Raw genomic sequence first — 24,092 nt, 5'->3', positions numbered from 1 at the left:
AATAAAACCTCTGCGTAACTCTTTTTACTCCGCTTAACTCCGCGAAACAACCTTTTTAACATGCGCCTAGCTATCTTACTAACCCTGCTCCTAACCGGTTTTACAAATCCGGTCGAAACGCCGAATCTGGATGACTCGACCTTGAAAGGAAAACCGTTTCACAACATCACGCTGGAAGCCTCGCTCAAGCCGTTCAAGAAAAACGACAAGGCTTATATTCAGCAGGTTGCCACCGAGTTATTCACCCAGTGGCAGTCGCTGCTGCGCCACACCGATACGGTTTCCGTCATGCTCTGGACCTCCGACGGATCGGAGATTCTGGACTACAAGGGTAATCTGAATCAGCCGCTGGAATGGGCGCGCTACATCGGCAACCCGAATACGGAACACGAAGTGGGGTCGGGGCCGAAGGAATTATCGCTGCACGAACGCGCTTACTTATACCTGGAAAACCCACCTAAGTTTACCTACGGCGATCTGAAATTCATCATTCAGACGTTGAAAACGACCGGGCAAAAAATCACCGGAAAACCGGTTCGGATCGGCGCGACCTTCGACCCCGGCCCGGAGTTTGCCAAATCGGAGTTCAAGTACAAAAAACACCCCGAAATCCTCGGCGGCAACGCCATGGGCCACAAAACGATGGTCAGTTGCTATTCGACCCTGAACGCCGACAAAGAATCCTACGCCGGTTTTCCGAAAGGCATCCCGGCCAATACGCCGTTCGGCACCTTTCTGGGTCGCCAGAGCCAGCATTTTCTAACGGATTTGGGCTATGATTACATCTGGCTCAGCAACGGTTTTGGCTTCGGCGTCGAAGGCTGGTCGTCGACGGGCGCGACGTTCACCGGAAAAGCGTTTCTGCCGGAAAAACTGGCGAACACGAAAGAACTGATTGCCGGCTTCTGGAATCTGTTCCGCAAGGAATGCCCGAAATTTCAGATCCAGACGCGCGGCACGAACCTCTCCACTGGCGCGGATCTGGCGCGCGACGGCGTCGATTTAATGCAGATTTACGGTGGAAAATACAATATATTGCCACCACCGAATTCGCCCTGGGCGGCTCTGGACGGCGATTTCGGGCTGGAAATGGTGGGATACATGTCGCGCATGGCCGAACTGCCCGACGAGCGGTATCTGTTTCGGTATTACACCCACGATCCGTGGTGGGTCAACAGTCCGTGGCTGGATCGCTACGGGCAGGAACCGCACGATATTTACCTGCCGATGGCCGTAGCCCGCATCAACGCGAAAGGCGAAATCCGGCTTCCGACGCACCTGAATTTTCTGACCGCCGACAATTCGTACGGCGAGCTGCCCGCGCAGGTTCCCGACGAGGTGATTCCGCACATTCTGAAAGCCCGTTACGATTCGCCGACGGCGCCGGGGCCGCTTGTCTGGGTGTATCCGTTCGAGGAATACCACAGCTGGGCGTACAAACAACCCGATCGACTGCCGGAAATTTACTACGGCGACTGGCTCATCCGACAAGCCATCAACAACGGTTTTCCGCTGAATACCATCCTTTCGACCGGTTCATTCCAGAAAGTGATTACCGAAAAACCGGCTTTTTTCAACGAGTCGATTCTGGTTTCGATTGTGCCGGAAGCCGGTTCGTCACTCGAAAAAAAGCTGATCGATTTCGTTCAGAACGGCGGCAAATTGCTGGTTTACGGCCCTGCCGATCACGCAGGAACCGCTTTTCTGAACCTCCTGAACCTGCAGAATACCACGGCTCTCGAAGGCGAATTTCAGGTCAATTCATCGATTACGCTCGACAAACTGGCCAAACCATATCCCGACAAACTGATTCATCAGGCCCTCTTTTCCGGGGGCGGTGTTGCAACGCAGGTGAAAAACAAAGCCGACCACGGAACAGAAATCCTGGCCAGAATGACGCAATCCGGCAACGAACGCGACGTAGTGTGGGTTCGGGCAAAACCGGAGTGGAAAGGCGGAAAAGTCGCTTATGTGCGCGGCACCAATTCGAGCAGGTTCACCGGTGGCAAACTATTGACGCCCGACAATCCGGAAGAACTGTTCACCGGACCGCTGCTGATGCGGTATGTTTTGAAGGAATTCGGCGTCGATTACCGGGTCGATAAAAAGAACCCATCGGTCAAAAACCCGGTTTTGACCATTTCCCGCAGCAGCAACGGTTTTCTGTTTTCCGGCTATTGTCCCAACACCACCCTCACCCACCGGTTCAAACTGCCGCAGGGCGCGCCTATTCTGACGGGCTACGAAACCGAACTGGCCGACGGCTTTTCAGTTTATTCCCTGCCCAAAGCCTGGCACCGCGAAAGCCGGTTTTTCATCGATCAACCGGAAGGGATGGTTTCCTGTCAGGAAATGACCTCGGGGGTTCAACGGATGAAACGTTGCGTTCGACTGACGGGCCTGAAAAATGCCACCGTGCGGATTTACCCGGACGATGCAGTCACGGAGCAAGGCTTAAACGTCTATACCAACGCGAGTTATCCGTGGAAAAAAGGCAAAACCGCCTTTAAAACCGGCGATAAAAAGTACGGCAAACATTATGTCGTCGAGAATGTAACCGGTGATCTGGTGGCATTCTGGTAAGATTTCCTAACCCTTAACTTTCCCCTTCCGATGAAATTCAACTCCTGCCTGTTGGGAATAGGACTCATCGTTTCAATGGTTTCGTGCCAGAAAACCGCCCCCGAAACCGAAACGTTAAGTTACTCAACCTTGAAAGAAGGTTTCAAAAATCCGCCGATTCCGGCCCGACCGAAAGTCTATTGGTGGTGGCTGAACGGGTATGTCGATACGCTCCGGCTGAAGGAAGAACTGGTCGCGATTAAAAACGCCGGATTAGGTGGCGTCGATTTGTTCGAGATCGGTCTGCCACCGGCCAGCGACCCGAATCAGCTCATTCCGGCGGGTCCGGCTTTCATGAGTGAAGAGTCGGTCAAAAACATTGCGATGGCGATTCGGGAAGCCGGAAAACTCGACCTGGAAGTGGGCCTGAACCTCGCCAGCAGTTGGAACGCCGGGGGAAGTTGGGTAAAACCGCAGCACGCGGCCAAAACCATTTATTATTCCAAAACAACATTAAAAACCGCTGGTGATCAGACTATTAAATTACCGTTTCCGACCATTACACCCGACAAAAAAGGCCAGCCCCGGCCCATCGTTTACGGAGCCGACGGCAAACCGGCGTACCATGAAGAAGTGGCCGTGATTGCCCTGCCTGCCGGTCAAACCTCGCAGCTCGATACGACAAAAGTCATCAACGTGACGGCTTTTTTCGACCCCAAAACCGAAAAGCTCAACTGGAAAGCGCCGGCGGGTGCGTGGGATGTTTACCGCTACGTTTGTTCCAATTCGGGTGAGCAGTTGATCCGCCCTACGCCCAATTCGCTCGGCCCGATCATCGATCATTTTGATTCGACAGCCACGCGGATGCACGTGATGTATTTCATCGATCGGTTAAAACCGGTGCTCGGCGATTTCAGCAAAAGCGCGCTAAAGAACTTGTATCTAGCCAGTTACGAAGCGAAAGAATTTACCTGGACGCCCTCCCTACCGGCGGCTTTTAAAAAACTGAATGGCTACGATCTCTACAAATTTCTGCCGGCCATTTACAACAAAGACTGGTATCGGCCGGAGGTGGCGGAAAATTTCCAGTTCGATTTTGACAAAACGCTGTCCGAACTGATGATCAATAACCATTACCGGAAAGCCAAGGAAATCTGCAATAGTTACGGGTTGCAGATCATTTCCGAATCGGGCGGGCCGGGTCATTTGCACCACATTCCGGTCGAAACGCTAAAGGCATTGGGTTCATTGGACGTTCCGCGCGGGGAATACTGGTATAACCGGGAGTTTTTTCTGGAAAACGACAAAGATAGCCTGGTCGACATGATCTGGCTGGTGAAGGAAATCGCGGCTGCGTCGCACATTTACAAGCGTGGCATCGTCGAGGAAGAATCGTTTACGAGTTACTGGGACTGGCAGGAAGGTCCCTCCGACCTGAAAGTGATTGCCGACCGGGCGTTCTGTGAAGGCATGAACCGGCTGGTCATTCACGGTTTTCCGCACAATCCGGCGGTTATGGGGCATCCCGGAATTGCCTATTTTGCCGGTACGCATTACAACGACCGGACCACCTGGTGGCCGAAGGTAAAACCGTTCAACGATTACCTCAGCCGGGTGTCGTACATTTTGCAAAAAACCGTGTTCGTCGCTGATGTGCTGCACTATTACGGCGACGCCATTCCGAACCTGATTCCGCCCAAAAACACCCGGTTTTCAGTCGGGCCGGGATATGATTACGAGGTTGTCAATACAGAAGTTCTCCTGCGTGATCTGACCGTTGAAAACGGTGAATGGGTGTTGCCGGGAGTCGGGCGATATAAAGTACTAAGCATTGGTAATGAAGGTATTATTCCGTCGGAAGTTCGGAACAAATTAAAAAAACTGGTGGATCAAGGTGGTCGTCTGGTGGATCAAAAACCGGCTTTACCGGTTTTGAAAGAACTGAGAATTTTGCCCGATTTCAGTTATAGCGATCAAAAAGTGGATCAACGCGAAACACCCCTGGATTACATTCACCACCGAAACGGCGAATTAGATTTTTACCTGATCCGAAACACGACCAATCAATGGATTTCGCGGAATTGTTCCTTCCGTCAGGCGGATAAAACCCCCGAAATCTGGAACCCACAAACGGGCGAAACCGCTCCGGTTACGGTGTATTATCAGGCCGATGGACGCACGCAACTCCCAGTTTCGCTGCCGCCTTACGGTTCTTATTTCGTGGTTTTTTCGAAAGAAACTGCTCCGGCTCACCATACCGAACTAACCGGTTCCGGCGAAAATCCACCGCATCTGGCATTTACGCCCAACGGGTTGACCCTTTTTCAGGCCGGTGCCTTTGAGTTAAAAAAAGAAGCTGGTTTTGAGCAGGTTGATAATTCCTTGTTCGACGTAACACTGGCTGGACCGTGGCAGCTCACTTTTCCGAAGGGTTGGGGCGCTCCCGAGTCGGCCACCTTTCCGAAGCTGATTTCCTGGACCCAATCGGAGCAGCAAGGTATTCGTTATTTTTCGGGTATAGCCGCCTACCAAACGTCTTTTGAGTACAACCCAACCTCCGGTTCAGCGCAAAATCAGCGGGTTTATCTCGATCTCGGGAATGTATCGAAAGTCGGTGAAGTCTGGCTGAACACTCAGCCGCTGGGAATCGTCTGGACACCGCCGTATCGGGTTGATATTACCGATGTTGTCAAAACCGGAAACAATACGTTAAAAGTAGAAGTCGCCAATACGTGGTCGAACCGGCTCACCGGTGACGCCCTTACCGGTGAAAAATTCACCAAAACCAACATTACAAAAGCCAACAAAAACTTCGTTCCCTGGGGTGAATTGCCCCTGATCGAATCTGGTTTATTGGGGCCGGTGACGATTAAAACCGTAAAAACCATTCGCTGACAGGCTTATGAAACATATCCTTTTAATCGTACTCCTGGGCTTTTATGGAATTAGCCATGCGGCTGTTCCCGGCCTTCGGGAGCGGCTGTGGATTGGCGTTGACGAACCGGTTCGCATTCGCCACGTCGTATACGGCACCAAGTTCGGAATGGCGCTTACGCTGGACGTGCTGAAACCTGCCAAACCCAACGGCATTGGCGTTATTTTTATGGCCAGTGGCGGCTGGCATTCCGACCTGAACATGCTCGAAAAGCGGATGGCTCAGTTTCACTACTTTACGGATCGCGGGCAAACGGTTTTTCTGGTGTACCACGGTTCGGCGCCCCGGTTTCTGGTGAGTGAAGCGGTGCAGGATATTCACCGGGCCGTCCGGTTTATTCGCTACCACGCGGAAGAATACGGCGTAAACCCCAACCGGCTGGGCATTTCGGGCATGAGTTCCGGCGGTCATTTGTCCACGGCCATCGGCACGGGCGTGGCTCGGCCTCCGATAGCTACTGCCGCAAACGGACAAAGCGTTAACCCCATCGATCAGGTTTCCAGCCAGGTTCAGGCTGTTGCGTGTTTTTTTCCGCCCGCCGATCTGACCAATTACGGGAATACCGGGCGGTTATTTGTCGAATGCGACACCGTTCGGCGGTTTTGGCCGCAGTTTGGCGTCGAAGGTAAATCGCGGGAGGAAAAATGGAAAGTGATGCAGGATCTGTCGCCTTTTCACGCGATTTCCAAAGACTCGGCCCCGACCCTCATCCTTCACGGGACCGTCGATCCGCTGGTGCCGCTCGAACAGTCGGAGCGGTTTATTGCCAAACTCAAATCGCAGGGTGTTCCGGCGCAACTCATTATTCACCAGGGCGGTGCGCACGGCTGGGATGAAACCTGGGAGACCGATCTGGGCGTGCTGGCCGACTGGTTTGAGAAATACATGCCCGATCCAAAAAGTAAAAATTGACCCTAAAACCAGTTTTTCAATGAATAAAATTACGCTGTTTTTTGCCCTGTTTCTGGGATTGACGTTTAAAATTAGAGCCCAAATTGCTGATTCTGAGACGTATTTGTCCGATCTAAAAAAGGAATTAGTCATCGAATGGCCGAAAAATCGCACGATCAATCTGGTATTTCACGGCCATTCGGTTCCGGCGGGGTATTGGGAGAATCATGAAGTCCATACGCTGGAATCGTACCCGAATCTGGTGCTGGCAAAATTGAAAGAAAAATATCCGTATGCGGTTATTAATGTGATCGTTACGGCGATTGGGGGAGAAAATTCATTGAGCGGCCAGAAGCGGTTCGAACAGGAAGTGCTCGTTCATAAACCGGATGTTTTATTCATCGATTATGCACTGAACGATCGCGGTGCCGGGCTTGAGAAAGCGAAAGAAGCCTGGGAGAAAATGATTCAATCGGCGCTTTCAAAAAATATAAAAATCATTTTACTGACGCCATCACCCGATCAGCGGGTCGATATAAAAACCGCCGGAAATGATCTGGAATTGCACACCAACCAGATTATAAAACTAGCCGAAACGCACCATATCGGCCTGGTCGATTCGTACGCTCAATTCAAAAAAATAGCGATTCGGGGCGATTTAGTGAAGTATATGGCATCCGTCAATCACCCCAATCTGGCCGGGCACCAATTGATTGCGAACGAGTTGGTCAAGTGGTTTACGAAGTAATCGGTTTGGCGGGGCGGTAATCATGTTCAGGACTGGCAATGACGGCAAACTTGTATTTATCGCCGTGGTAATAAGACCGTTCAATTTCGACTACTTTCTCACCCGTACAGATGACTGCGCTGTCTAATACGAAGGCCGGAGTGGCTTTGGTCAGTTCGAAATTATTGGTATTGGGCTGCATGATCGTTACGCCCAACGTCTGCTGCACCTCATTGATTTTCAGGTGATAACTATTCTCGTAGACTTTAAAATACGAGATTTCTGTCGGCATTTTATTGATCTTCGGGCACAGCGTTAGTGAAATGTATTTGACTTCGTCTTTGATCAGTAAATCATCGGCGTAGCGAAGTTGATGCAGTTTTAAAACCGGCCCTTCGATGATAAAATGCCGGCCATTTATTTCGGATGAAATGCCATCTTCGAGAATGGTTTTTTCCAGAACGATATTTTTGGGCGTAAATCCTTCGGCAATCAGGCTATCGTGAAAACCGCGTCGCGTCGCGTAAATCGAACCCAATGTTCGGATTAAATGATGATCGTCGGTCCGGTTTAAAACATACGTTCCCTTCCCTTTTATACGCTTGGCCCAGCCTTTCGATTCAATTTCAAGCAGCGCTTTACGCGCCGTCGTATTGCTGATTTTAAAATGTTTAATCAGCTCATTTTCGGACGGAATCTGATCACCCGGCTGCAATTCGCCGGTTTTGATCTGCTCAATAATGCTATCACTGATCGAAATGAATTTTGATGTCATTTTTGCTGAGAACGAGTAAAGGTCATTACCGCCCGATTCCGATCAGAAGACCTCCTGCGATAGCGATTACAAACGAAATTACAACAGTCTTGCGCAAAGTGCCAAATGTAAGGATGAAACCCTGTCTGCAACCGTATCAACGGCCCGGCGCTGACAGGTTTCGCACACAAAAAAACACCCGGTCTTTACCAAGATACGGGTGCTTCTATCAAATTCGATTATTGAATTATACCGTGACAACCTGTTGTTTCAGCTCATCGAACGAAATCTCAAAATGAGAGGCATCGTAAATGCATTCGCCGTTCTGAATCAGCAGAACCTGCGGAGACTGGTGATCAACGCCGAACGTGTCGGCCACCTCGCCCGACACCGGACGGTACGAAATCAGATCTAAAAAATACGGTTTAATTCCGGCCGAATCGCTCCAGTTGCGCTCTAAACGGCTTAAAGCCGTCGAACTGATGGAGCAGCGGGTGCTGTGTTTGAAAATCAAAACCGGCTGTTCAGCCGACTCTTCTTTGATTTGGGCAATTTGGGCGTTATCCTGCAGTTTGTTCCAGTTCATATGCTTGTTCACACGTAACTACGTGCATATAAGCCATATTGGGTTAGAAAAGTTTCGCACCGGATCAGGCAATTTTTAATTTTTCCACCATTTCGCCCGACATTTCATCCGCGTAAGGCCCATACGCACTGATCAGTGTCCCCTTGTGACCGTCGATCGACTCGATGGTGTACAAAACCGTGTTGTCGTCCGGATCGCTCATGCCTTCGAAGCGGTAATAATCCACGATGTGAAACTGTCGGGGGCTGAGTTGCAGGTCTTTATCCCGGCAAAAAAGGCCGTCATTAGCCAGATTGAAATCGAGCGTGTACCCCTTCTTTTTCAGGTCGTCGAGGGCTTCGACGAGTGTATCATACGATTGCATGGGCTTATGAGTTAAAAGATACCGATTGAGTTTGTAATTTTACGGATTCGAACCAACGAACCACCCGCTTGCTTTCCGCACTCTATACAACGTCCATCCGACTTTATCAGGCCACCCTCCAGGTTGCGGCTTTCTTTCACCCCAAAGCCCGACTGGCGATTCGGGGACGGGATGGATGGTTACAACAAATTAACGCAAAATTGGCTGATAATGCAGCACCAATTGCCTGGTTTCATGCCGCTTCATTGGGCGAATTTGAACAGGGACGACCGGTCATGGAGGCTTTTCGGCAACAGTATCCCGGTTATAAAATTCTGCTGACGTTCTTCTCGCCCTCGGGCTACGAAGTCCGGAAAAACTACGCCGGTGCGGATTATATTTTCTATCTGCCGTTCGATACGCCCGCCAACGCCCGCCAATTTATCGATTGTGTTAAACCGGCAGTTGCGTTTTTTATCAAGTACGAATTCTGGTATCACTACCTGCGCGAACTCAACGCCCGGCACATCCCGGTTTTTTCGTTTTCGGCCATTTTCCGCCCCGATCAGATCTTTTTCAAACCGTATGGCGGTTTTTATCGAAATTTCCTGCGGTTTTTCAATCACATTCTGGTGCAAAATCAGGAATCGGTCGATCTGCTGAGAAGCATTGGCGTGACCAACGTGACACTGGCCGGTGATACACGGTTTGACCGGGTGAAGCAGGTAGCCGACGCTAAAAAAATCATTCCGATTGCCCGGAATTTTAAAGCCGACACGCCCCTGCTGGTGGTCGGCAGCGCGTGGCAGGCTGACATGGACGTGCTGATTCCGTTCCTGAAGCAATTCGACCAGCCGTTGAAAGTCATCATTGCGCCCCACGAAATCCACGACGACGAAATTGAGCGCTGGCGCAGCCAGCTCCCCGGCCAAACCGTGCGGTTTTCGGAGGCAGGAAACCATTCAACCCTCCACCCCTTTCGCACGTTGATCATCGACAACGTCGGCATGCTATCGTCGCTGTATCAATACGGCGAATTTGCCTACATCGGTGGCGCGTTTGGGAAAGGGCTTCATAATATTCTGGAAGCGGCCACGTTTCGGATGCCGCTGTTTTTCGGGCCAAACTACGGCAAGTTTCAGGAAGCGGTCGATCTGGTGAAGGCCGGGGCGGCTTTTCCGGTTTCCGACTCCGATCAACTCAATACGGTTTTCCGGCGGATTTATGCAGACCCATCGAAGGCTTCAGCGATTTCCGGTGATTACGTTACTCTGAATACGGGTGCTACGTCTAAAGTGATGGAAATCGTGAGGGGCACGGTTGTTTCGCGGAGATAAGCAGAGTTTCACTGAGTTTAGCGGAGGTATATGGAGGATAGTAAGTTGTCGTATCAGATTATTAGAGGAGCGATTGAGGTTCATCGGGCGCTGGGGCCGGGTTTGCTGGAATCCGCTTATCAGGAGTGCTTACAGTATGAACTATCGGAATATGGGTTGTATGTGGAGCGGGAGAAGCCAATGCCAATTGTTTATAAAGAAGTTCGGTTGAATCACGGTTATCGAATGGATTTATTGGTGGAAGGGCGAATCGTGGTGGAAACAAAAACAGTTGAGGCCTTAACGGATGTTCATTTTGCCCAACTGCTCACCTATCTAAAGTTAGGCCAATTTCGATTAGGTTTATTAATCAATTTTCACGTAACCTTGTTAAAAGAAGGTATAAGCCGAGTTCTCAATCCCGATCTAAAAACTCCGCTTAACTCTATTTTACTCCGCTCAACTCCGCGAAACAACACGTAAAGCATTGCAAACTGGCTTAATCATACGCTCCACCGGTTCCTGGTACGAAGTCCGCAACGACGACGGACACATTTACCGCGCCCGGTTGAAAGGCAAATTCAAGATTCAGGGCCTGAAGGTCACCAATCCGATTGCCGTGGGCGACCGCGTGCAGTTCGAACTGGAAGACGAACTCGAAAATACCGTGGTCATCACCGACATCGAGCCCCGCGAGAATTACATCATCCGAAAATCCGTCCATAAAACCGGCCACGGACACATTCTGGCCGCCAACCTCGACCAGGCGGTTTTGATCGTGACGCTGGCATTTCCGCGAACGTCACTCGGTTTCATCGACCGGTTTTTAGTGACCTCCGAATCGTTCCGCATCCCGACCACGCTGGTTTTCAACAAAGCCGATATTCTGAAAGACGAAGCCCTCGACTACCAGCGCGAAATCATTGATCTCTACGAGAGCATTGGGTACAACTGTCTGGAAACATCGGCCACCGAAGGCGCCAACGTCGACGTTTTCCGAAACTTACTGGATCACAAAATCAGTCTGTTAGCGGGGCATTCGGGCGTCGGAAAATCGTCGCTGGTCAATGCCGTCGCGCCCGACCTGCAACTCCGCACGAGTGAAGTTTCGACCTTCGCCAACAAAGGCGTTCACACGACGACCTTCGCCGAAATGTTTGAAATTGCGCCCGATACGTACATTATCGACACGCCCGGTATCAAAGAATTAGGTTTAGCCGACATGGCAAAGGAAGAAATCAGTCACTATTTCCCCGAAATGCGCGACCGCCTGAACCAATGCCGGTTTCACAACTGCCTGCACATCAACGAGCCCGGTTGCGCCATCAAAGACGCTGTCGGCAACGAGGAAATCGCCGAAAGCCGCTACTGGAGTTACATTGGGATGGTTTCGGGCGAAGACAACCGGAAATGAATTATGAATTGGCTGACGCGTTCTTTTTTATCCTTAACTCTTTAGCGCTTTTTTGACTTTTTCGTAGAAGACGGGGACTTTCTGTTTGGGATCGCCTTTGCCGAGGGTTTCGATGGGAAGGTACCCACGATAACCGGAATGGCGGACAATTTCCATAATTTTGGCTAAATCCGTTACGGTTTCCTGTCCGTCGACGAAGAGGTTTTCCTTAATCTGCCAGGTCGCGGCAAACGGCGCAACGCGGGCGATTTGCGCGTACGGATCGCCGATCTTGAAGCTACCAATGTCCAGATTAACCGCCAGCCATTCCGAATCAACCCGTTTGACAATGTCGAGCACGTGGTCCGCCGTCTGGATAAAATCCGCGTGGTTTTGCAGCACAATAATAACGCCCTGACGGGCTGCGTGTTCGGTGCATTCCCGGATCGCATCGACCACCCAGGTCGTCACTTCATCGCGGTGATAGCCCGGTTTCAGTTCCTTGCCGATTCCGGAGAAAATTCGCAAAACCGGTGCTCCCAGACGGGCCGCAACGCCAATCCATTTCCGAACCAGCTCAATTTCCGCTTTTCGGCGACTTGGGTCGGGCAGGGTGAAATCATTCCGAACGCCGGTGCCGCTGATGTCGAGCCCCAGCCGAAACGCTTTCCGTTTGATCTGGTAAACGTAACTGTCGTCGGGCAGAACCGGGTAATTCGGGAAGTAATAGCCGGTCGGATCAACCGCATCGAAACCCAGGTCGGCACAAAATTCCAGCACCTGTTCCAGCGTCATCTGGCCTTTCGTCAGCGGTTCGTTGAATGAATAGAGATTGCAACTCAGCCGCACATTCTTCCAATCCGCCCGTTCAGTCAGCGCACCGGACTGCCCGACCAACGGCACAGTTGCCAACAGCGGCCCGCTCGCCAAGGCGGTTTTGAGAAAATCCCTGCGACTTGATTGCGGTTTTTCAATCCATCGTTCATCATTCATCATTCATCATTTAATTGGTGATCGCTGCCAGCAAATCCGCCTGCGTGATGATGTGAACCTGCTGATTCTCATCGCGAACCAGCAACGCCTTGTTGTCGCGGTCGATCAATGACGACAGCACATCGACGGTGTTGTCGAGTGCAACAAATTTGAACGGTTTGTCCATCACTTCGCCAACGGTCAGGTCTTTGACAGCGGGGTCTTCGATCAATTTGCTGAGGATGGTCGAGTCGGTCAGGCTGCCGACGATATCGCCGTTGGTTTCCGTCACCGGAATCTGGGAAATGCTGTGCTGATTAAGCAACCGGATGGCGTCGCCTACTTTCAGGCTCTTGTCAACGGTCGTTAGTGCCCCACTTCCATTTTTGCTGCGAACAATGTCGCGGGCCGTCGAAAACTCGCGGGATTCCAGAAAACCGTGGTCCTTCATCCAGGTGTCGTTGTAAATTTTCGCGAGGTAGCGCGTGCCGTGGTCGGGCAACAGAATGATCATCACATCGTCGTCGTTCAGGTTTTCCCGCGCCCACTCCAGCGCGCCATGCACCGCCGAACCCGTCGACCACCCCACAAAAAGCCCTTCCTCCTTCGATAACCGCCGGGCCATAATGGCCGCATCTTTGTCGGTTACTTTCACAAAATGATCGATCAGGCTGAAATCGACGTTCTGCGGCAAAATGTCTTCGCCAATTCCTTCCGTCAGGTACGGATAGACCTCACGCTGGTCGAAAATACCAGTTTCTTTGTATTTTTTGAACACCGAACCGTACGTATCGATCCCGACGGTAACAACGTTAGGATTTTGCTCTTTCAGGAATTTGGCCGTTCCGCAAATCGTTCCGCCCGTTCCGACGCCCGCAGCAAAGTGCGTAATTTTGCCTTCGGTATCGCGCCAGATTTCGGGGCCGGTCGTGTCGTAATGAGCCGCCGTATTGGAGAGATTATCGTATTGATTGGGGTAAATCGAATTCGGAATTTCGCGGTTCAGGCGTTTCGCGACGGAGTAATACGAGCGCGGATCGTCGGGTTCCACGTTGGTCGGGCACACCACTACATCGGCGCCCACCGCCCGCAGAATGTCGATTTTCTCCTTCGACTGTTTATCCGCCATCGTGAAAATGCACTTGTAGCCTTTCGCAATGGCCGCCAGCGCCAGCCCAAAACCGGTATTGCCGCTCGTCCCTTCGATGATGGTGCCGCCGGGCTGGAGGGTACCGGCTTTCTCCGCGTCCTCGATCATCCGAACGGCGATGCGGTCCTTCACCGAGTTGCCGGGGTTGAAATATTCGACCTTCGCCAAAACCGTCCCCCGGATGCCTTTGGTCACTTTATTCAGCTTCACCAGGGGCGTATCGCCGATGGTATCTATGATGGAATGGTAGTATTTCATAGGTCTGTGGTTTTAGTATTTCGCCAGAAAGGTAACGACTTGCTCATGAAAATGCTTGAAGGAACGGGATTGTTTCGCGAGTTCGTCGAAGTCCTGTCCATCATTTAAGTCGAACTCTCCTGTAAATCCTTTAATCCGTGTAATCCTGGTTCAAGACGGTTTTATCTCCTGACACAACTCCACCAGCACGCCGTTCGTTTCTTTCGGGTGCAGGAAGCAAACCAGTTTGTTGTCCGCACCCCGTTTGGGGGTTTCGTTGAGCGGGGTAAATCCTTCGGTTTTTAGTCGGTCGATTTCGGCGTAAATATCCGGGACTTCAAAGGCGATGTGGTGGATGCCTTCGCCCTTTTTTTCCAGAAACTTCGCAATCGGGCTGTCGGGGTTGGTGGCTTCCAGCAATTCGATTTTCGTCTGATTGATCTTGAAAAATGAGGTGGTCACGCCCTCCGATTTCACAGCTTCGGACTTGTAGGGGTTACAGCCCAACAGCTTCGTAAACAAGTCATTGGAAACCGCCAGGCTCTTCACCGCAATCCCAATATGCTCTACATTCGTCAACATTTCTCCGCTAATCTCTAATGTTCTCTGCTTAACTCCGCGAAACCGCTTTCAAGTTATAAAGTTATTTCGCAGAGTTGAGCAGAGAACCGCAGAGTTACGCAGAGTTTTTGAAGAAACTTTTCTTTTCGGGAAGCGGTTTTTACCTTAGCGTCTAACTATTACGTACTAACATGGTTTCGGTAACGGATAAAGCCAAAGATAAAATTGTCGAACTTCGCCAGAAAGATGGTCTGAACGACAACTATGCCATTCGCGTCGCAGTGCAGGGCGGAGGGTGTTCCGGTCTGATGTATGATCTGCAATTCGATACGGCTCAGCAACCCAATGACCACATTGTGGAGGACAAAGGCATTAAAATTTACGTCGACCGCAAGAGCCTGCTCTACCTGGCGGGCACCGAACTGGATTTTTCCGACGGCCTGAACGGCAAAGGATTTCAGTTTAAAAACCCCAACGCCAGCCGGACCTGCGGCTGCGGAGAGAGTTTTTCGGTCTAAGAAAAAAGGAGGAGGGAAGAGAGAAGGAAGAGAAAAAGAGCGGTAACAATACTTTTCTCCTTTCGCCCTTTCCTCCCTTCTTCCTGTAAAAAATATTTCTTGATTAGGTTTGTTAAAGGCACCGTCGGCTTCCACGCGGTGCCTTTTTTTGGGCTTTGATTACGGTGATTTCAATGATGCTTATGATTATTTTGAAAAATTGATTTATCATTATCATCATAACCATCACCGTAATCATAGTCAGTTCATGGCCCCCAAATCCGTCGCTTCCTCCCGCACCACGCTCACTGAGCTGATGATTCCTTCCTACGCCAATTTCGGCGGCAAAATTCACGGCGGTATTCTGCTGTCGTTGATGGACAAAGTCGCTTTTGCCTGCGCGTCCAAACATTCGGGGGCTTATTGCGTGACGGTTTCAGTCGATGGCGTCAATTTCCGGCAGGCCGTGGAAGTCGGTGAACTGGTTTCGCTGATGGCGTCGGTCAATTATGTCGGCCGGACGTCGATGGTGATCGGCATCAAAGTCATTGCCGAGAACGTCCGTACCGGAACCATCAAACACACCAATACCTCGTATTTCACGATGGTAGCCACCGACGACGACCACAAAACGACCGAAGTGCCGCCCCTGTTGCTCGAAACGCCCGACGAAACCCGGCGGTTTCTGGAAGCCATGAAACGGAAAGAACTGAAAGAAGCCTACAAGGAAGATTTCGACAACGAAAAATCCCGCATGCGACTCGAAGACGGCGGGCTGGAATTGCTGAAGAAAGAACGGTGCGTCGTGGACTATGATTACGGTGATTTTGATGATAAAAAGTGATTTTACTAATCACTTCACCGGAATCTAATGATCATTTCCAGCATCAAAATCACCGTAATCATAGTTCAGTTAGCCAATTTCAGCGACTGCCAGGCCACCATTTGCCACTGCGCCCCTTTCTTCACGTAGACGTCCGTGTAGCGCAGTTTTGAATTGATGCTCTGCCCGTTATTGGTTGCTTTGACCAGGCAAATTCCGGTAATCACCGCCGTGTTGCCGTAGACGTGAACCGTCTGTTCCTGCACGCCAATAGATTCGTACGACTGTTTGCCGTCTTTGAGCGATTGGATATAGGACTGCTTCGTATCCTGGTTGCCGTTGGAATGATTGTAGAGCAGCTCATCACCCAAGGTTTTTTCCAAAACCGCATAATTCCGGGTCACCTGGGCATCGAAGCGCTGTTTTTCAACTTCCAGAACAGCTTTTTCAGCGGCAGAATTTTGGGCAAAAGCGAATGAGCTAATGAATAGGCTAACAAAAAGAAGGAAGGGTTTCATAAGAAAAAGGAGTCTGAACTGGGATTACACCGATTAAAGGATTAACTGGCATGACTTTACTTATTATTTAATCCAGTTAATCTTTTAATCGGCGTAATCCCAGTTCAGATTTTAGCTGACGCGATCAAAAAACCGCCTGGGCAATTTTCACAATATTATCCGATTTCCCCATCGTGTAAAAATGAAGCCCCGGCACACCGGCTTTGGTCAGTTCGCGGCTCTGCTGGATACACCATTCGATGCCGACCTGCCGTGCCTGGGTGTCGTTCTCACAGGCTTCCACCGCTTTAACGAAATCAGACGGCATTTCGAGGTGAAAAAGCCGGGGCAGCACCTGCAATTGCCTGCGTGTAGTGAGCGGTTTCAATCCCGGAATAATCGGCACCGTAATGCCCTCCTGACGGCACCGCTTCACGAAATCAAAGTACTTCCGATTATCGAAAAACATCTGGGTTACGATGTAATCGGCGCCATTTTCGATTTTCAGTTTCAGGTAGTTGAAATCAGTATCGTGATCGATTGCTTCAAAATGTTTTTCGGGATAAGCCGCCACGCCGATGCAGAAATTACTGGGCGTCATCGGGGTTTCGCCTTCGTGCAGGTAAATGCCCCGGTTCATGTTGGCGACCTGCCTAACCAGCTCACTGGCGTAGGAATAGCCGTTGGTCTTGGGTTTGAACGTATCGAACGGTTTGGCCGGATCACCCCGCAACACCAGCACATTATCGATGCCTAAGTAATTCAGGTCGATCAAAAAATCTTCGGTTTCGTCCTTCGTAAAACCGCCACATAAAACGTGCGGCACCGGATCAACGCCGAATCTGTGCAGAATTGCCGCGCAAATGCCCACCGTTCCGGGTCGTTTTCGGGTAACGATTTTTTTGATCGTACCGTCGGGTTCGGGCCGTTCGATATATTCTTCGCGGTGGTAGGTAACGTCGATGAAGGGCGGCCTGAACTCCATCAGCGGCTCAATATTATCTAACAGGTTTTTGAGATTGTCGCCTTTAATGGGGGGAATAACTTCAATTGAAAAGATCGTTTTTCCGTTTGCCTGACGGATGTGATCAGAAACTTTAGCCATGTGGTATTTTGGAACAGTAAACGGCACAGGTAACCTGTACCGAAGCGGAAACTAGGAAACGTAAAGCTGTAGTTACCACCCAGCCTTACTCAACCGCAAAAATACTGGAAAAATTGCAGATAATCGGCTTATAACTGGACCAGACCCCAGCGAACGGCTTCCAGCGCCATACCAACCCGGCTTTTTACGTTCATTTTCTGGAATAAAGCCTCCCGGTAGCCATCGACGGTGCGGGTACTGACACACATCTTATCGGCAATTTCGGCGTAGGTGAGGTCGCTGCACGCCATTTTCAGAAAAACGTGCTCCTGAAGACTGAAATTATAATACGGTTTTGGCGGCTGGTTTGCCGTGGAATGCAGGCTTCTGAAAAACCGGTCCGTCGAAAATTCGGAGTAATAGTAGCCCTTGCCCCGCAGCTCGTCCAGCGCCCGGCGCAGTTCGGCGGGGCGACAATCTTTGGGTAAATACCCCCGCACGCCATTCAGGAACATCCGCAGCAGATTTTCATCCTGTTCGGCGCCCGACAAGGCAACCACTTTAACGCCCGGGAAATGATCTTTCAGGTAAGCCGCCGTTTCGAACGCATCTGTTTCAGTCCGGCTGACGTCCAGCAATACAATATCAGTTTTCGTGCCACGGCTCAGATACCGGATCAAATCACGCCCGCTCTTGGCTACAAAACACACCACATAATTCTCAAACTTCTGAATCTGATCAACGAGGGCCTGAGCCTGTACGTGATGATTGTCGGCAATTACGATGGAGGTTTTCACGGGGCAGAGATTGGTCAACGGCTTGAAATTAAATTAAATCTAAAATCAAAGCAAGAGTAATTGACCTATTTTCAGACAGTATTTTTACTTAAAGGAAATAAATATAACAATCCAGTTACAAATCAAATCCGAATGTCACTCCCGGTTTTTTGTCTGATTCTCCAGCAGGATAACGCCCGCTTTTGATTTTCGCCAGCGATCCATTAATTCCTTCGGTGTGGGAGTCACCCGAAAGGCAAACGAACCGAGCAGAATATCCTCGTCCCCATCCTGATCGACGTCGGCGGCATCCATCGTCAGCCAGGACCCCATTGCCGACTCCGGGAACGATTTAGGCCGAAACCGGTTATTTCCCCGGTTTTCCAGGTACACAAAACCCTCGGGGCGCCGGCGCGAAAAATCCGGGTAAAAGGCAATGCCGGCGACGTCCAGATCACCGTCACCGTCGAAGTCCCGCGCCAGGGCTTTCGTCGCTCCGTGCATGGGATAAAACCACTGTTGTTTAAACCTGAAGTTACCATCGTTCCGAAACAGCCGAATGCCGTGGTAACGCTTCAGCGAGTTTGAAAAATCGGCGTTGTCGCCGTTGGTGTAAAGGAAATCCATGTCACCATCCTGGTCAAAATCGACAATATCCAGGTAACTGGAGCCAAAAGCCGGTGGAAACCGCAACACGGTTTTTTTCCAGAACCGCCCCCCGCCTTCGTTGTTGAAAATGGCCACCTGCTCGTCGCTCTGGGAAAGCAAAACGACAATTTCGGCCCGGCCGTCGCCGTTCATATCGGTTACAGTTGCGCGAATGGCTCCCGGCACGGGCTCCAGAATGTGTTCAATGTAGGTCGAGCCGGCATTTTCAAACCAGGTCAACTGGCCGACGTAAAAGCCGAACTGACAAACCAGAATATCCTCTTTGCCATCGCCGTTCAGGTCAGCATAGGTCGCTTCAACCGGGCGCTGGAGCCGTTTCAATAAAACCGATCGTTCAATTTTCTGCGTCCCCGGGTTTCGGTTAATGTGCAGAAGTTCACCGTTCTGCAGGTCGTTTGGGTCCATCGTTCCCATCGTCAGCACATCCAGGCTTCCGTCTTTTCGGGTACGCAGGCTCGACGGCGCACTGAACGTGACGACCGAGTCGACTTTTTGAAGTTCATTGTTCAGGAAAAATAAGTTCCCGCGTCGGCTTCCCACGGCAATCCGCCGGTTTTCCGGTTCATAGTGCAGCAACGTGACCAGATTATCGACCGATTGCGCGGGCTGGCGGAGTTTGAAAAGAGGTAAATCGTAGGAAACCGGTGGTTTCGGTGCCTGGGGCAGCGGTTTTTCGGGTGCTTTTTCTAGGTAATACGCCGTGATTTTCGCCCAATCGTCGGGATGTATCATGGGTGAATTGGCAAAACTGCCGGAAACCAGCACCCGCTGAATTTCTTCCGGGTCGCTCATTTGTCGAAAAGGCGACAGTGAATCGGCCGAAAACCCCATCCGCAGGGCCATCTGCGGCAAAACCTTCTGTTTCCAAATGTGTTTCTCCAACAAATCCGGGGACGGAAAGGCGTGGCAACTTTTGCAATAGGTTTGGGCCAGTTCCTGACCACTCAGGCCAGACGGTTCAGTGGGTGTGGCTGACTTCTGTTTTGAATTGCAGGCCAGGAGTAAGCCCGCAAAAAGCAAAAAAACAATCGCCGAAATTGATTTATGGAAAGACATAGTATGAAAAAAGACACAACAAATTTATCAAAAAACCGCCTGTTTTTCAACCGACGCCATAACGTGACCTGACCTTTTCCGTCATCGCTATTGGTTTTTATCATTTCTTTGCACGATAAAAGCCGCATTCCTTTACTCATGAATTGCATCCTTGGTGTCGATATCGGCACAACAAACGTTAAAGCCCTCGCTTTTCAACCCGAAACCGGGCAGGTTATCGCCCATGCCTCCGCTCCTCTGACCACGCTGAACCCCAAACCGGGTTACGCGGAGCAGGACCCGGTTGACGTCTGGACGAATCTAACCAGCGTGCTGGCAGAAGTTTGCCGGGAGGTTAATCAGCAAAAGGGGCATATCGAAGCCGTTGGATTCAGTTCGGCCATGCACAGCATTCTGGGCGTCGATGACCAGGGGAAACCGCTTACCAACGCCATTTTGTGGTCGGACAACCGCGCGGAAAAGCAGGCGGCAGCGCTCCGTCAAACTCCACTTGGCAAAGACATCTACCAAAAAACCGGTACGCCCCTGCACCCGATGATTCCGCTGTGCAAACTAGCCTGGTTTCGCGATCACAACCTCCGGCTTTTGCGACGGGCAACCGGCTGGATTTCGTTGAAAGAATTCATCTGGCACAAACTGACCGGGCGCTACCAGATCGACTATTCGATTGCTACCGCAACCGGTTTGTTCGATAGTGCCCGGCGGGAATGGTACGCGCCTGCGCTCGAGTTTGCCGGGGTGCGCATCGAACAATTGGCGGAACCGGTGCCCACAACCTACGCCGTTCCGTTGCAGAATTCGAATGTACCGAAAGTCATTTCCGACGAACTGGCGGAGGCTAAATTATACATTGGGGCGTCGGATGGCTGTCTGGCAAACCTGGGTGCGGGCGCGATTGAAGCGGGAATTACCACCATCACCATTGGAACGAGCGGTGCCATTCGGCGAACCTCGCAACGGCCATTACGCGACGAACAGGGCCGTTTGTTCAGCTACATCCTGAACGTAAATGACCCAACCGACAAGAATTACTATGTTGTCGGCGGGCCGACCAACAACGGAGCGAATGTGCTGCAATGGGTTTCGGAGAAACTGACGCAATCTGAAACTGCGGCTGTGCTGACCGAAGCCGCCACCGTTCCCCCCGGTTCCGACGGCTTGCTGTTTTTGCCCTACTTGCAGGGCGAACGCGCACCTTTGTGGGATGCGGCCGTGCGCGGGTCATACCTGAACGTGGACTGGCAGCACGGACGGGCGCATTTTGTGCGGGCGGCCCTGGAAGGTGTTTTGTTTAATTTACTGCGGATCGAGCGGATTTTATCACGCCATACCGGTCCAACCAAAGTGATTCACGCCAACGGCGGTTTTGCCCAATCGGAGTTCTGGGTGCAGATGATGGCGGATATTTTTGGCGTACCGGTTCGGCTGAACGAAAGCAACGAAAGCGGAGCCATTGGCGCCATTTTACTGACGATGAAAGCGACCGGACGGGTTTCGTCGCTGGTGGAAGCCGCCCACCAGGTCGGTTTTGGTCAGACGTTCGAACCGGATGCCGACCGTCACCGGCGTTACCGACAGGTTTATGAACAATTTGAGAAGACACTGCCTTGATCAGAATGTGCCTTAAAATAAAAATAAATGCGGTTGAGTTGGAAAAATCATTCTCAATACCCTACATTTGGCAGTCTGTTATTAAACGGATAAAGTGTGCGGACTTGCCGTAACCTCCTCTGTTTCCCCTCGTTCAGAATACCGGTCTTAGGAAAAATTTTTCTTTGGATTTGTATTGTCTATTTTGCAACATTCCTATACATATTTATTGACTTCCCGAGACATTTTGTTGGTTTCTGGAAGAAGTGGATTTTAGAGCGAAAAGCAATCTCGTTAAAGATCGTTTGCCGGGCTAAGGCTATCTGCCTAAAACCGCTTAGTCGACTTTAAATGCGGTTTCAATCCGGGAAAATGTCACCACATAATAAATTATCGCCTGATGGATGAGCAAAGGTTTATACATTTGAAACCATTACGTTTTACGTAAGTTATTAGAGCCATTTAGGGGATCCGATCGTTTCTGATTGAAGCCGTCTCCGGCAGTAAATCGGACAGGATTCACCTTAAATTCGTACCGTATTCGTAAGCAAGCCTACAATTTCATTCTTAAAATGGCATTTCAGCTCGTTGCAAAAAATATCATTACGATAATGTACTGGAGGTTAATTTTATCCGATAAGCACGTAGTCGCCCCCATTGATTTCCAGTCTTTTCTTTTCCGGTTACCGCGTTCCGTTTAGTTAGTGCCCTACAATAAGTTTAATTCTATTTTACCCTAACAATTCCAATTATGAATACAATTCGTTCTACAAGTCAATTTCTGCTGACCATTTTGGTTATCGGCAGCTTACTTTTTGCCGCCAATAGTTGCGGTACGTTAGAAGATCACAAGGTACCAAGCCCCGCCGGTTTTACGGCTTCATTCTTTTACGGAGCTCCCCCTACAGCCCGCACAACCGTTGAGAATCTGAAATCACCCATTGGATTGACGATTGGAAAAGGCGATGTGATTTTCGTTACCGAAAATGGAACGGGGAATAATGATGGTAGTGTATCAGCTATCACCCAGGCAGGAGTTAAATATCCGGTCATTACCGGCTTCAACTCGTACACGACTCAGGAATCAGGGTTTGCAGAAGGGTTGGCCCACCTAAAGTATAAAGAAGGAAAACTGTATATCCTGCACGGAATCGATGCGAAACTCTTCGTTTACGATGTTTCGGGTTTTGTTCCGGGTACAACCGCACCCGTGGCTGCCAGTACCTTGGTAGGAGAAGACATTGGCGCCATTAGCAAACCTGAAAGCGGTAAAACGCCGGGCGAATCTGACCCGTACAACATGACCTGGGGTCCGGATGGAAACTTATTCATCGCCGATGCGGCCGCTAACCTTATTCTTTGCCGAAACAAAAACACAAAAGTATTCACTGTTTACGCCAAAGTAGGTCCATTTACCCCTCCCGGTGGCTCCCCGGATGCGGTGCCGACCGGTATTGTTTACGATGGCTCTAAATTTTTGATCTCTACCCTAACCGGAGGACCTTTCTTCCCTGGAGCTTCGCGAATTCTCCAGATAACTCCCGGGGCTGTACCTGCTGTTTCAGATTATAAAACCGGCTTTACGTCAGGTACTGACATCGTATTAACACCCGGCGGAAAGCCTATCGTAACGGAATATGGCTGGCCCTTTAATCCCAGCAATCCTTCCCGGATAGCGAATGAGAACGCAGGCACGTTGTCAATTACCCCTAACTACCCCATTAGCCATGCGATTGACATCGAATTGAGCGAGACTGAGGGCGATACGTATTACCTGCTTGACTATGGTTATGGCACCATTCTGAAGCTGAAAGGAACTGGTATCTAATCGGTTAGCAGTTTTCGGTATACGGTTTTCGGTGACTGATGCGTTCCTGCGCGCAGTTACTGAAAACCGTATATTGTTTTAGCGAGTTAAAACGTCAGCAGCAAACCCGCCGAGGCATAATTGATCCAGGTAAACGTATAGATTTCATCCGAATCGGCTCCTCCTTCAACCACACGATACCCCAGTTTAATACCCAACCGGGGACTGACGTGGTAAGCCGCACCCACAAAAATATCCTCCGCCCGGCCCACCTTCGCGCCCAGCGCATCGCCTTCCAACAAAACCGTCCAGCGATCGGTGGGCGAATAGGCCGCGTAGAAATTCAGCAGCGGCACAAACCCGACGTTATCATAGCCCGTCTGATTGGATTCCCCTTCAAACCGCACGTTGGCATCCCGGATTTTGGCCGTAAAACCGGCACCGACCCGCCAGTTTTCGCGCACCACAAAATCGTAACGATACGTCAGCCGATAGGAGTTGAATTTGTAAAAAACCGTCGTAGGCTGGTTGGCCGGAAATACGATGGTATTGTAATTGATATCCCGGTCGAAACTTCCCTGGTACCGAACCGTCAGGGGAGCGTACAAAGCCGAGATGGTATGCCGGTTACCAATCGTATACCCCAGGCGGGCCCGGTAAAATACTTTAGGATTTACGCTCAACTCTTTGGCCAGATCAACCAGCGTGCCGCCCCGATTCGGAATTCGAACCTCGGTATACGGCGTTCCGAGGACAACCCCCGATTCGAGATCGAGCTTAAACTGGGCCTGTAGCGGCAATGCCAGCAGAAACAACAAAACCGGCGCAAGCGCCCGCGAAACAGTGATACGATTCATACGATGTAG

General features: G+C 50.7%; 22 protein-coding genes. 11 read left to right on the top strand and 11 right to left on the bottom strand.

Features of this window, described 5'->3' with window-relative positions; all coding sequences use genetic code 11:
* Positions 1-60 precede the first annotated feature (60 nt).
* The 4 genes from EHT25_RS31765 to EHT25_RS31750 are packed head-to-tail and all read left to right on the top strand — an operon-like array spanning position 61 to position 7,136.
* Complete coding sequence (locus EHT25_RS31765) at positions 61-2,583, top strand: hypothetical protein (RefSeq protein ID WP_124879489.1); 2,523 nt, start codon at positions 61-63, stop codon at positions 2,581-2,583.
* A 30-nt stretch (positions 2,584-2,613) separates the two neighbouring features.
* Positions 2,614-5,457 (top strand): glycosyl hydrolase, encoded by a 2,844-nt coding sequence (locus tag EHT25_RS31760; RefSeq protein WP_124879488.1) that lies wholly within the window; start codon positions 2,614-2,616, stop codon positions 5,455-5,457.
* A 7-nt stretch (positions 5,458-5,464) separates the two neighbouring features.
* A complete protein-coding gene (locus tag EHT25_RS31755; RefSeq protein WP_124879487.1) occupies positions 5,465-6,409 on the top strand; it encodes an alpha/beta hydrolase in 945 nt (314 codons plus the stop codon).
* 19 nt (positions 6,410-6,428) lie between these two features.
* Entirely contained in the window at positions 6,429-7,136 is a 708-nt protein-coding gene (locus EHT25_RS31750; RefSeq protein ID WP_124879486.1) for an SGNH/GDSL hydrolase family protein, read from the top strand.
* On the opposite strand, the gene EHT25_RS31745 is transcribed toward EHT25_RS31750, so the two are convergent.
* The 3 genes from EHT25_RS31745 to EHT25_RS31735 all read right to left on the bottom strand — a co-directional run bounded on the left by EHT25_RS31745 (position 7,126) and on the right by EHT25_RS31735 (position 8,819).
* Positions 7,126-7,890, bottom strand: a complete 765-nt coding sequence (locus EHT25_RS31745; protein ID WP_124879485.1) for a GntR family transcriptional regulator — start codon at positions 7,888-7,890, stop codon at positions 7,126-7,128. The genes EHT25_RS31750 and EHT25_RS31745 overlap by 11 nt on opposite strands.
* A 226-nt stretch (positions 7,891-8,116) precedes the next feature.
* Positions 8,117-8,455: a bacillithiol system redox-active protein YtxJ gene (gene ytxJ, locus EHT25_RS31740; protein WP_124879484.1), complete on the bottom strand. Its 339-nt coding sequence runs from the start codon at positions 8,453-8,455 to the stop codon at positions 8,117-8,119.
* A 64-nt stretch (positions 8,456-8,519) separates the two neighbouring features.
* The gene (locus EHT25_RS31735; protein ID WP_124879483.1) at positions 8,520-8,819 is read right to left on the bottom strand and encodes a phosphoribosylpyrophosphate synthetase; all 300 of its coding nucleotides are present in this window, start codon (positions 8,817-8,819) and stop codon (positions 8,520-8,522) included.
* Positions 8,820-8,887: 68 nt separating this feature from the next.
* Between EHT25_RS31735 and EHT25_RS31730 the strand changes: the two genes are divergently transcribed.
* From EHT25_RS31730 to rsgA, 3 genes are read left to right on the top strand one after another with little or no spacing between them, the layout of a single operon-like run.
* Positions 8,888-10,135 (top strand): 3-deoxy-D-manno-octulosonic acid transferase, encoded by a 1,248-nt coding sequence (locus EHT25_RS31730; RefSeq protein ID WP_124879482.1) that lies wholly within the window; start codon positions 8,888-8,890, stop codon positions 10,133-10,135.
* Between the two features lie 30 nt (positions 10,136-10,165).
* Positions 10,166-10,597, top strand: coding sequence for a GxxExxY protein (locus EHT25_RS31725; protein ID WP_124879481.1), 432 nt, complete (start codon positions 10,166-10,168; stop codon positions 10,595-10,597).
* Positions 10,598-10,601: 4 nt separating this feature from the next.
* On the top strand, positions 10,602-11,528 hold the full coding sequence (rsgA, locus tag EHT25_RS31720) for a ribosome small subunit-dependent GTPase A (protein ID WP_124879480.1): 927 nt from the start codon (positions 10,602-10,604) through the stop codon (positions 11,526-11,528).
* 33 nt (positions 11,529-11,561) lie between these two features.
* Here rsgA and EHT25_RS31715 read toward each other — a convergent pair whose 3' ends face one another.
* The 3 genes from EHT25_RS31715 to mce all read right to left on the bottom strand — a co-directional run bounded on the left by EHT25_RS31715 (position 11,562) and on the right by mce (position 14,448).
* Positions 11,562-12,503 (bottom strand): sugar phosphate isomerase/epimerase family protein, encoded by a 942-nt coding sequence (locus EHT25_RS31715; RefSeq protein ID WP_229311872.1) that lies wholly within the window; start codon positions 12,501-12,503, stop codon positions 11,562-11,564.
* Between the two features lie 7 nt (positions 12,504-12,510).
* Entirely contained in the window at positions 12,511-13,887 is a 1,377-nt protein-coding gene (locus tag EHT25_RS31710; protein ID WP_124879479.1) for a cystathionine beta-synthase, read from the bottom strand.
* A 150-nt stretch (positions 13,888-14,037) separates the two neighbouring features.
* A complete protein-coding gene (gene mce / locus EHT25_RS31705) occupies positions 14,038-14,448 on the bottom strand; it encodes a methylmalonyl-CoA epimerase (protein WP_124879478.1) in 411 nt (136 codons plus the stop codon).
* 170 nt (positions 14,449-14,618) lie between these two features.
* Between mce and EHT25_RS31700 the strand changes: the two genes are divergently transcribed.
* Complete coding sequence (locus EHT25_RS31700) at positions 14,619-14,945, top strand: HesB/IscA family protein (protein ID WP_124879477.1); 327 nt, start codon at positions 14,619-14,621, stop codon at positions 14,943-14,945.
* 247 nt (positions 14,946-15,192) lie between these two features.
* Positions 15,193-15,768: an acyl-CoA thioesterase gene (locus EHT25_RS31695; RefSeq protein WP_124879476.1), complete on the top strand. Its 576-nt coding sequence runs from the start codon at positions 15,193-15,195 to the stop codon at positions 15,766-15,768.
* Between the two features lie 65 nt (positions 15,769-15,833).
* Here EHT25_RS31695 and EHT25_RS31690 read toward each other — a convergent pair whose 3' ends face one another.
* The 4 genes from EHT25_RS31690 to EHT25_RS31675 all read right to left on the bottom strand — a co-directional run bounded on the left by EHT25_RS31690 (position 15,834) and on the right by EHT25_RS31675 (position 19,829).
* Positions 15,834-16,265 (bottom strand): nuclear transport factor 2 family protein, encoded by a 432-nt coding sequence (locus tag EHT25_RS31690; protein WP_124879475.1) that lies wholly within the window; start codon positions 16,263-16,265, stop codon positions 15,834-15,836.
* Between the two features lie 124 nt (positions 16,266-16,389).
* Positions 16,390-17,349, bottom strand: coding sequence for a methylenetetrahydrofolate reductase [NAD(P)H] (gene metF / locus EHT25_RS31685; protein ID WP_124879474.1), 960 nt, complete (start codon positions 17,347-17,349; stop codon positions 16,390-16,392).
* Positions 17,350-17,477: 128 nt separating this feature from the next.
* Positions 17,478-18,125 (bottom strand): response regulator transcription factor, encoded by a 648-nt coding sequence (locus EHT25_RS31680; protein ID WP_124879473.1) that lies wholly within the window; start codon positions 18,123-18,125, stop codon positions 17,478-17,480.
* A 135-nt stretch (positions 18,126-18,260) separates the two neighbouring features.
* Complete coding sequence (locus tag EHT25_RS31675; protein ID WP_124879472.1) at positions 18,261-19,829, bottom strand: FG-GAP repeat domain-containing protein; 1,569 nt, start codon at positions 19,827-19,829, stop codon at positions 18,261-18,263.
* Between the two features lie 138 nt (positions 19,830-19,967).
* On the opposite strand from EHT25_RS31675, the gene EHT25_RS31670 reads away from it, so the two are divergent.
* On the top strand, positions 19,968-21,440 hold the full coding sequence (locus EHT25_RS31670; protein WP_124879471.1) for a gluconokinase: 1,473 nt from the start codon (positions 19,968-19,970) through the stop codon (positions 21,438-21,440).
* Between the two features lie 730 nt (positions 21,441-22,170).
* Complete coding sequence (locus EHT25_RS31665; protein WP_124879470.1) at positions 22,171-23,247, top strand: ScyD/ScyE family protein; 1,077 nt, start codon at positions 22,171-22,173, stop codon at positions 23,245-23,247.
* Between the two features lie 86 nt (positions 23,248-23,333).
* Here the strand turns inward: EHT25_RS31665 and EHT25_RS31660 are convergent, their stop codons facing one another.
* A complete protein-coding gene (locus EHT25_RS31660) occupies positions 23,334-24,083 on the bottom strand; it encodes a hypothetical protein (RefSeq protein WP_229311871.1) in 750 nt (249 codons plus the stop codon).
* Between the last annotated feature and the right edge of the window lie 9 nt (positions 24,084-24,092).

This window comes from Larkinella rosea, from assembly GCF_003858635.1.
Lineage (GTDB): Bacteria > Bacteroidota > Bacteroidia > Cytophagales > Spirosomataceae > Larkinella > Larkinella rosea.
Note: the sequence above shows the minus strand (reverse complement) of the source record. Positions and strands in the feature narration are given on the sequence as shown.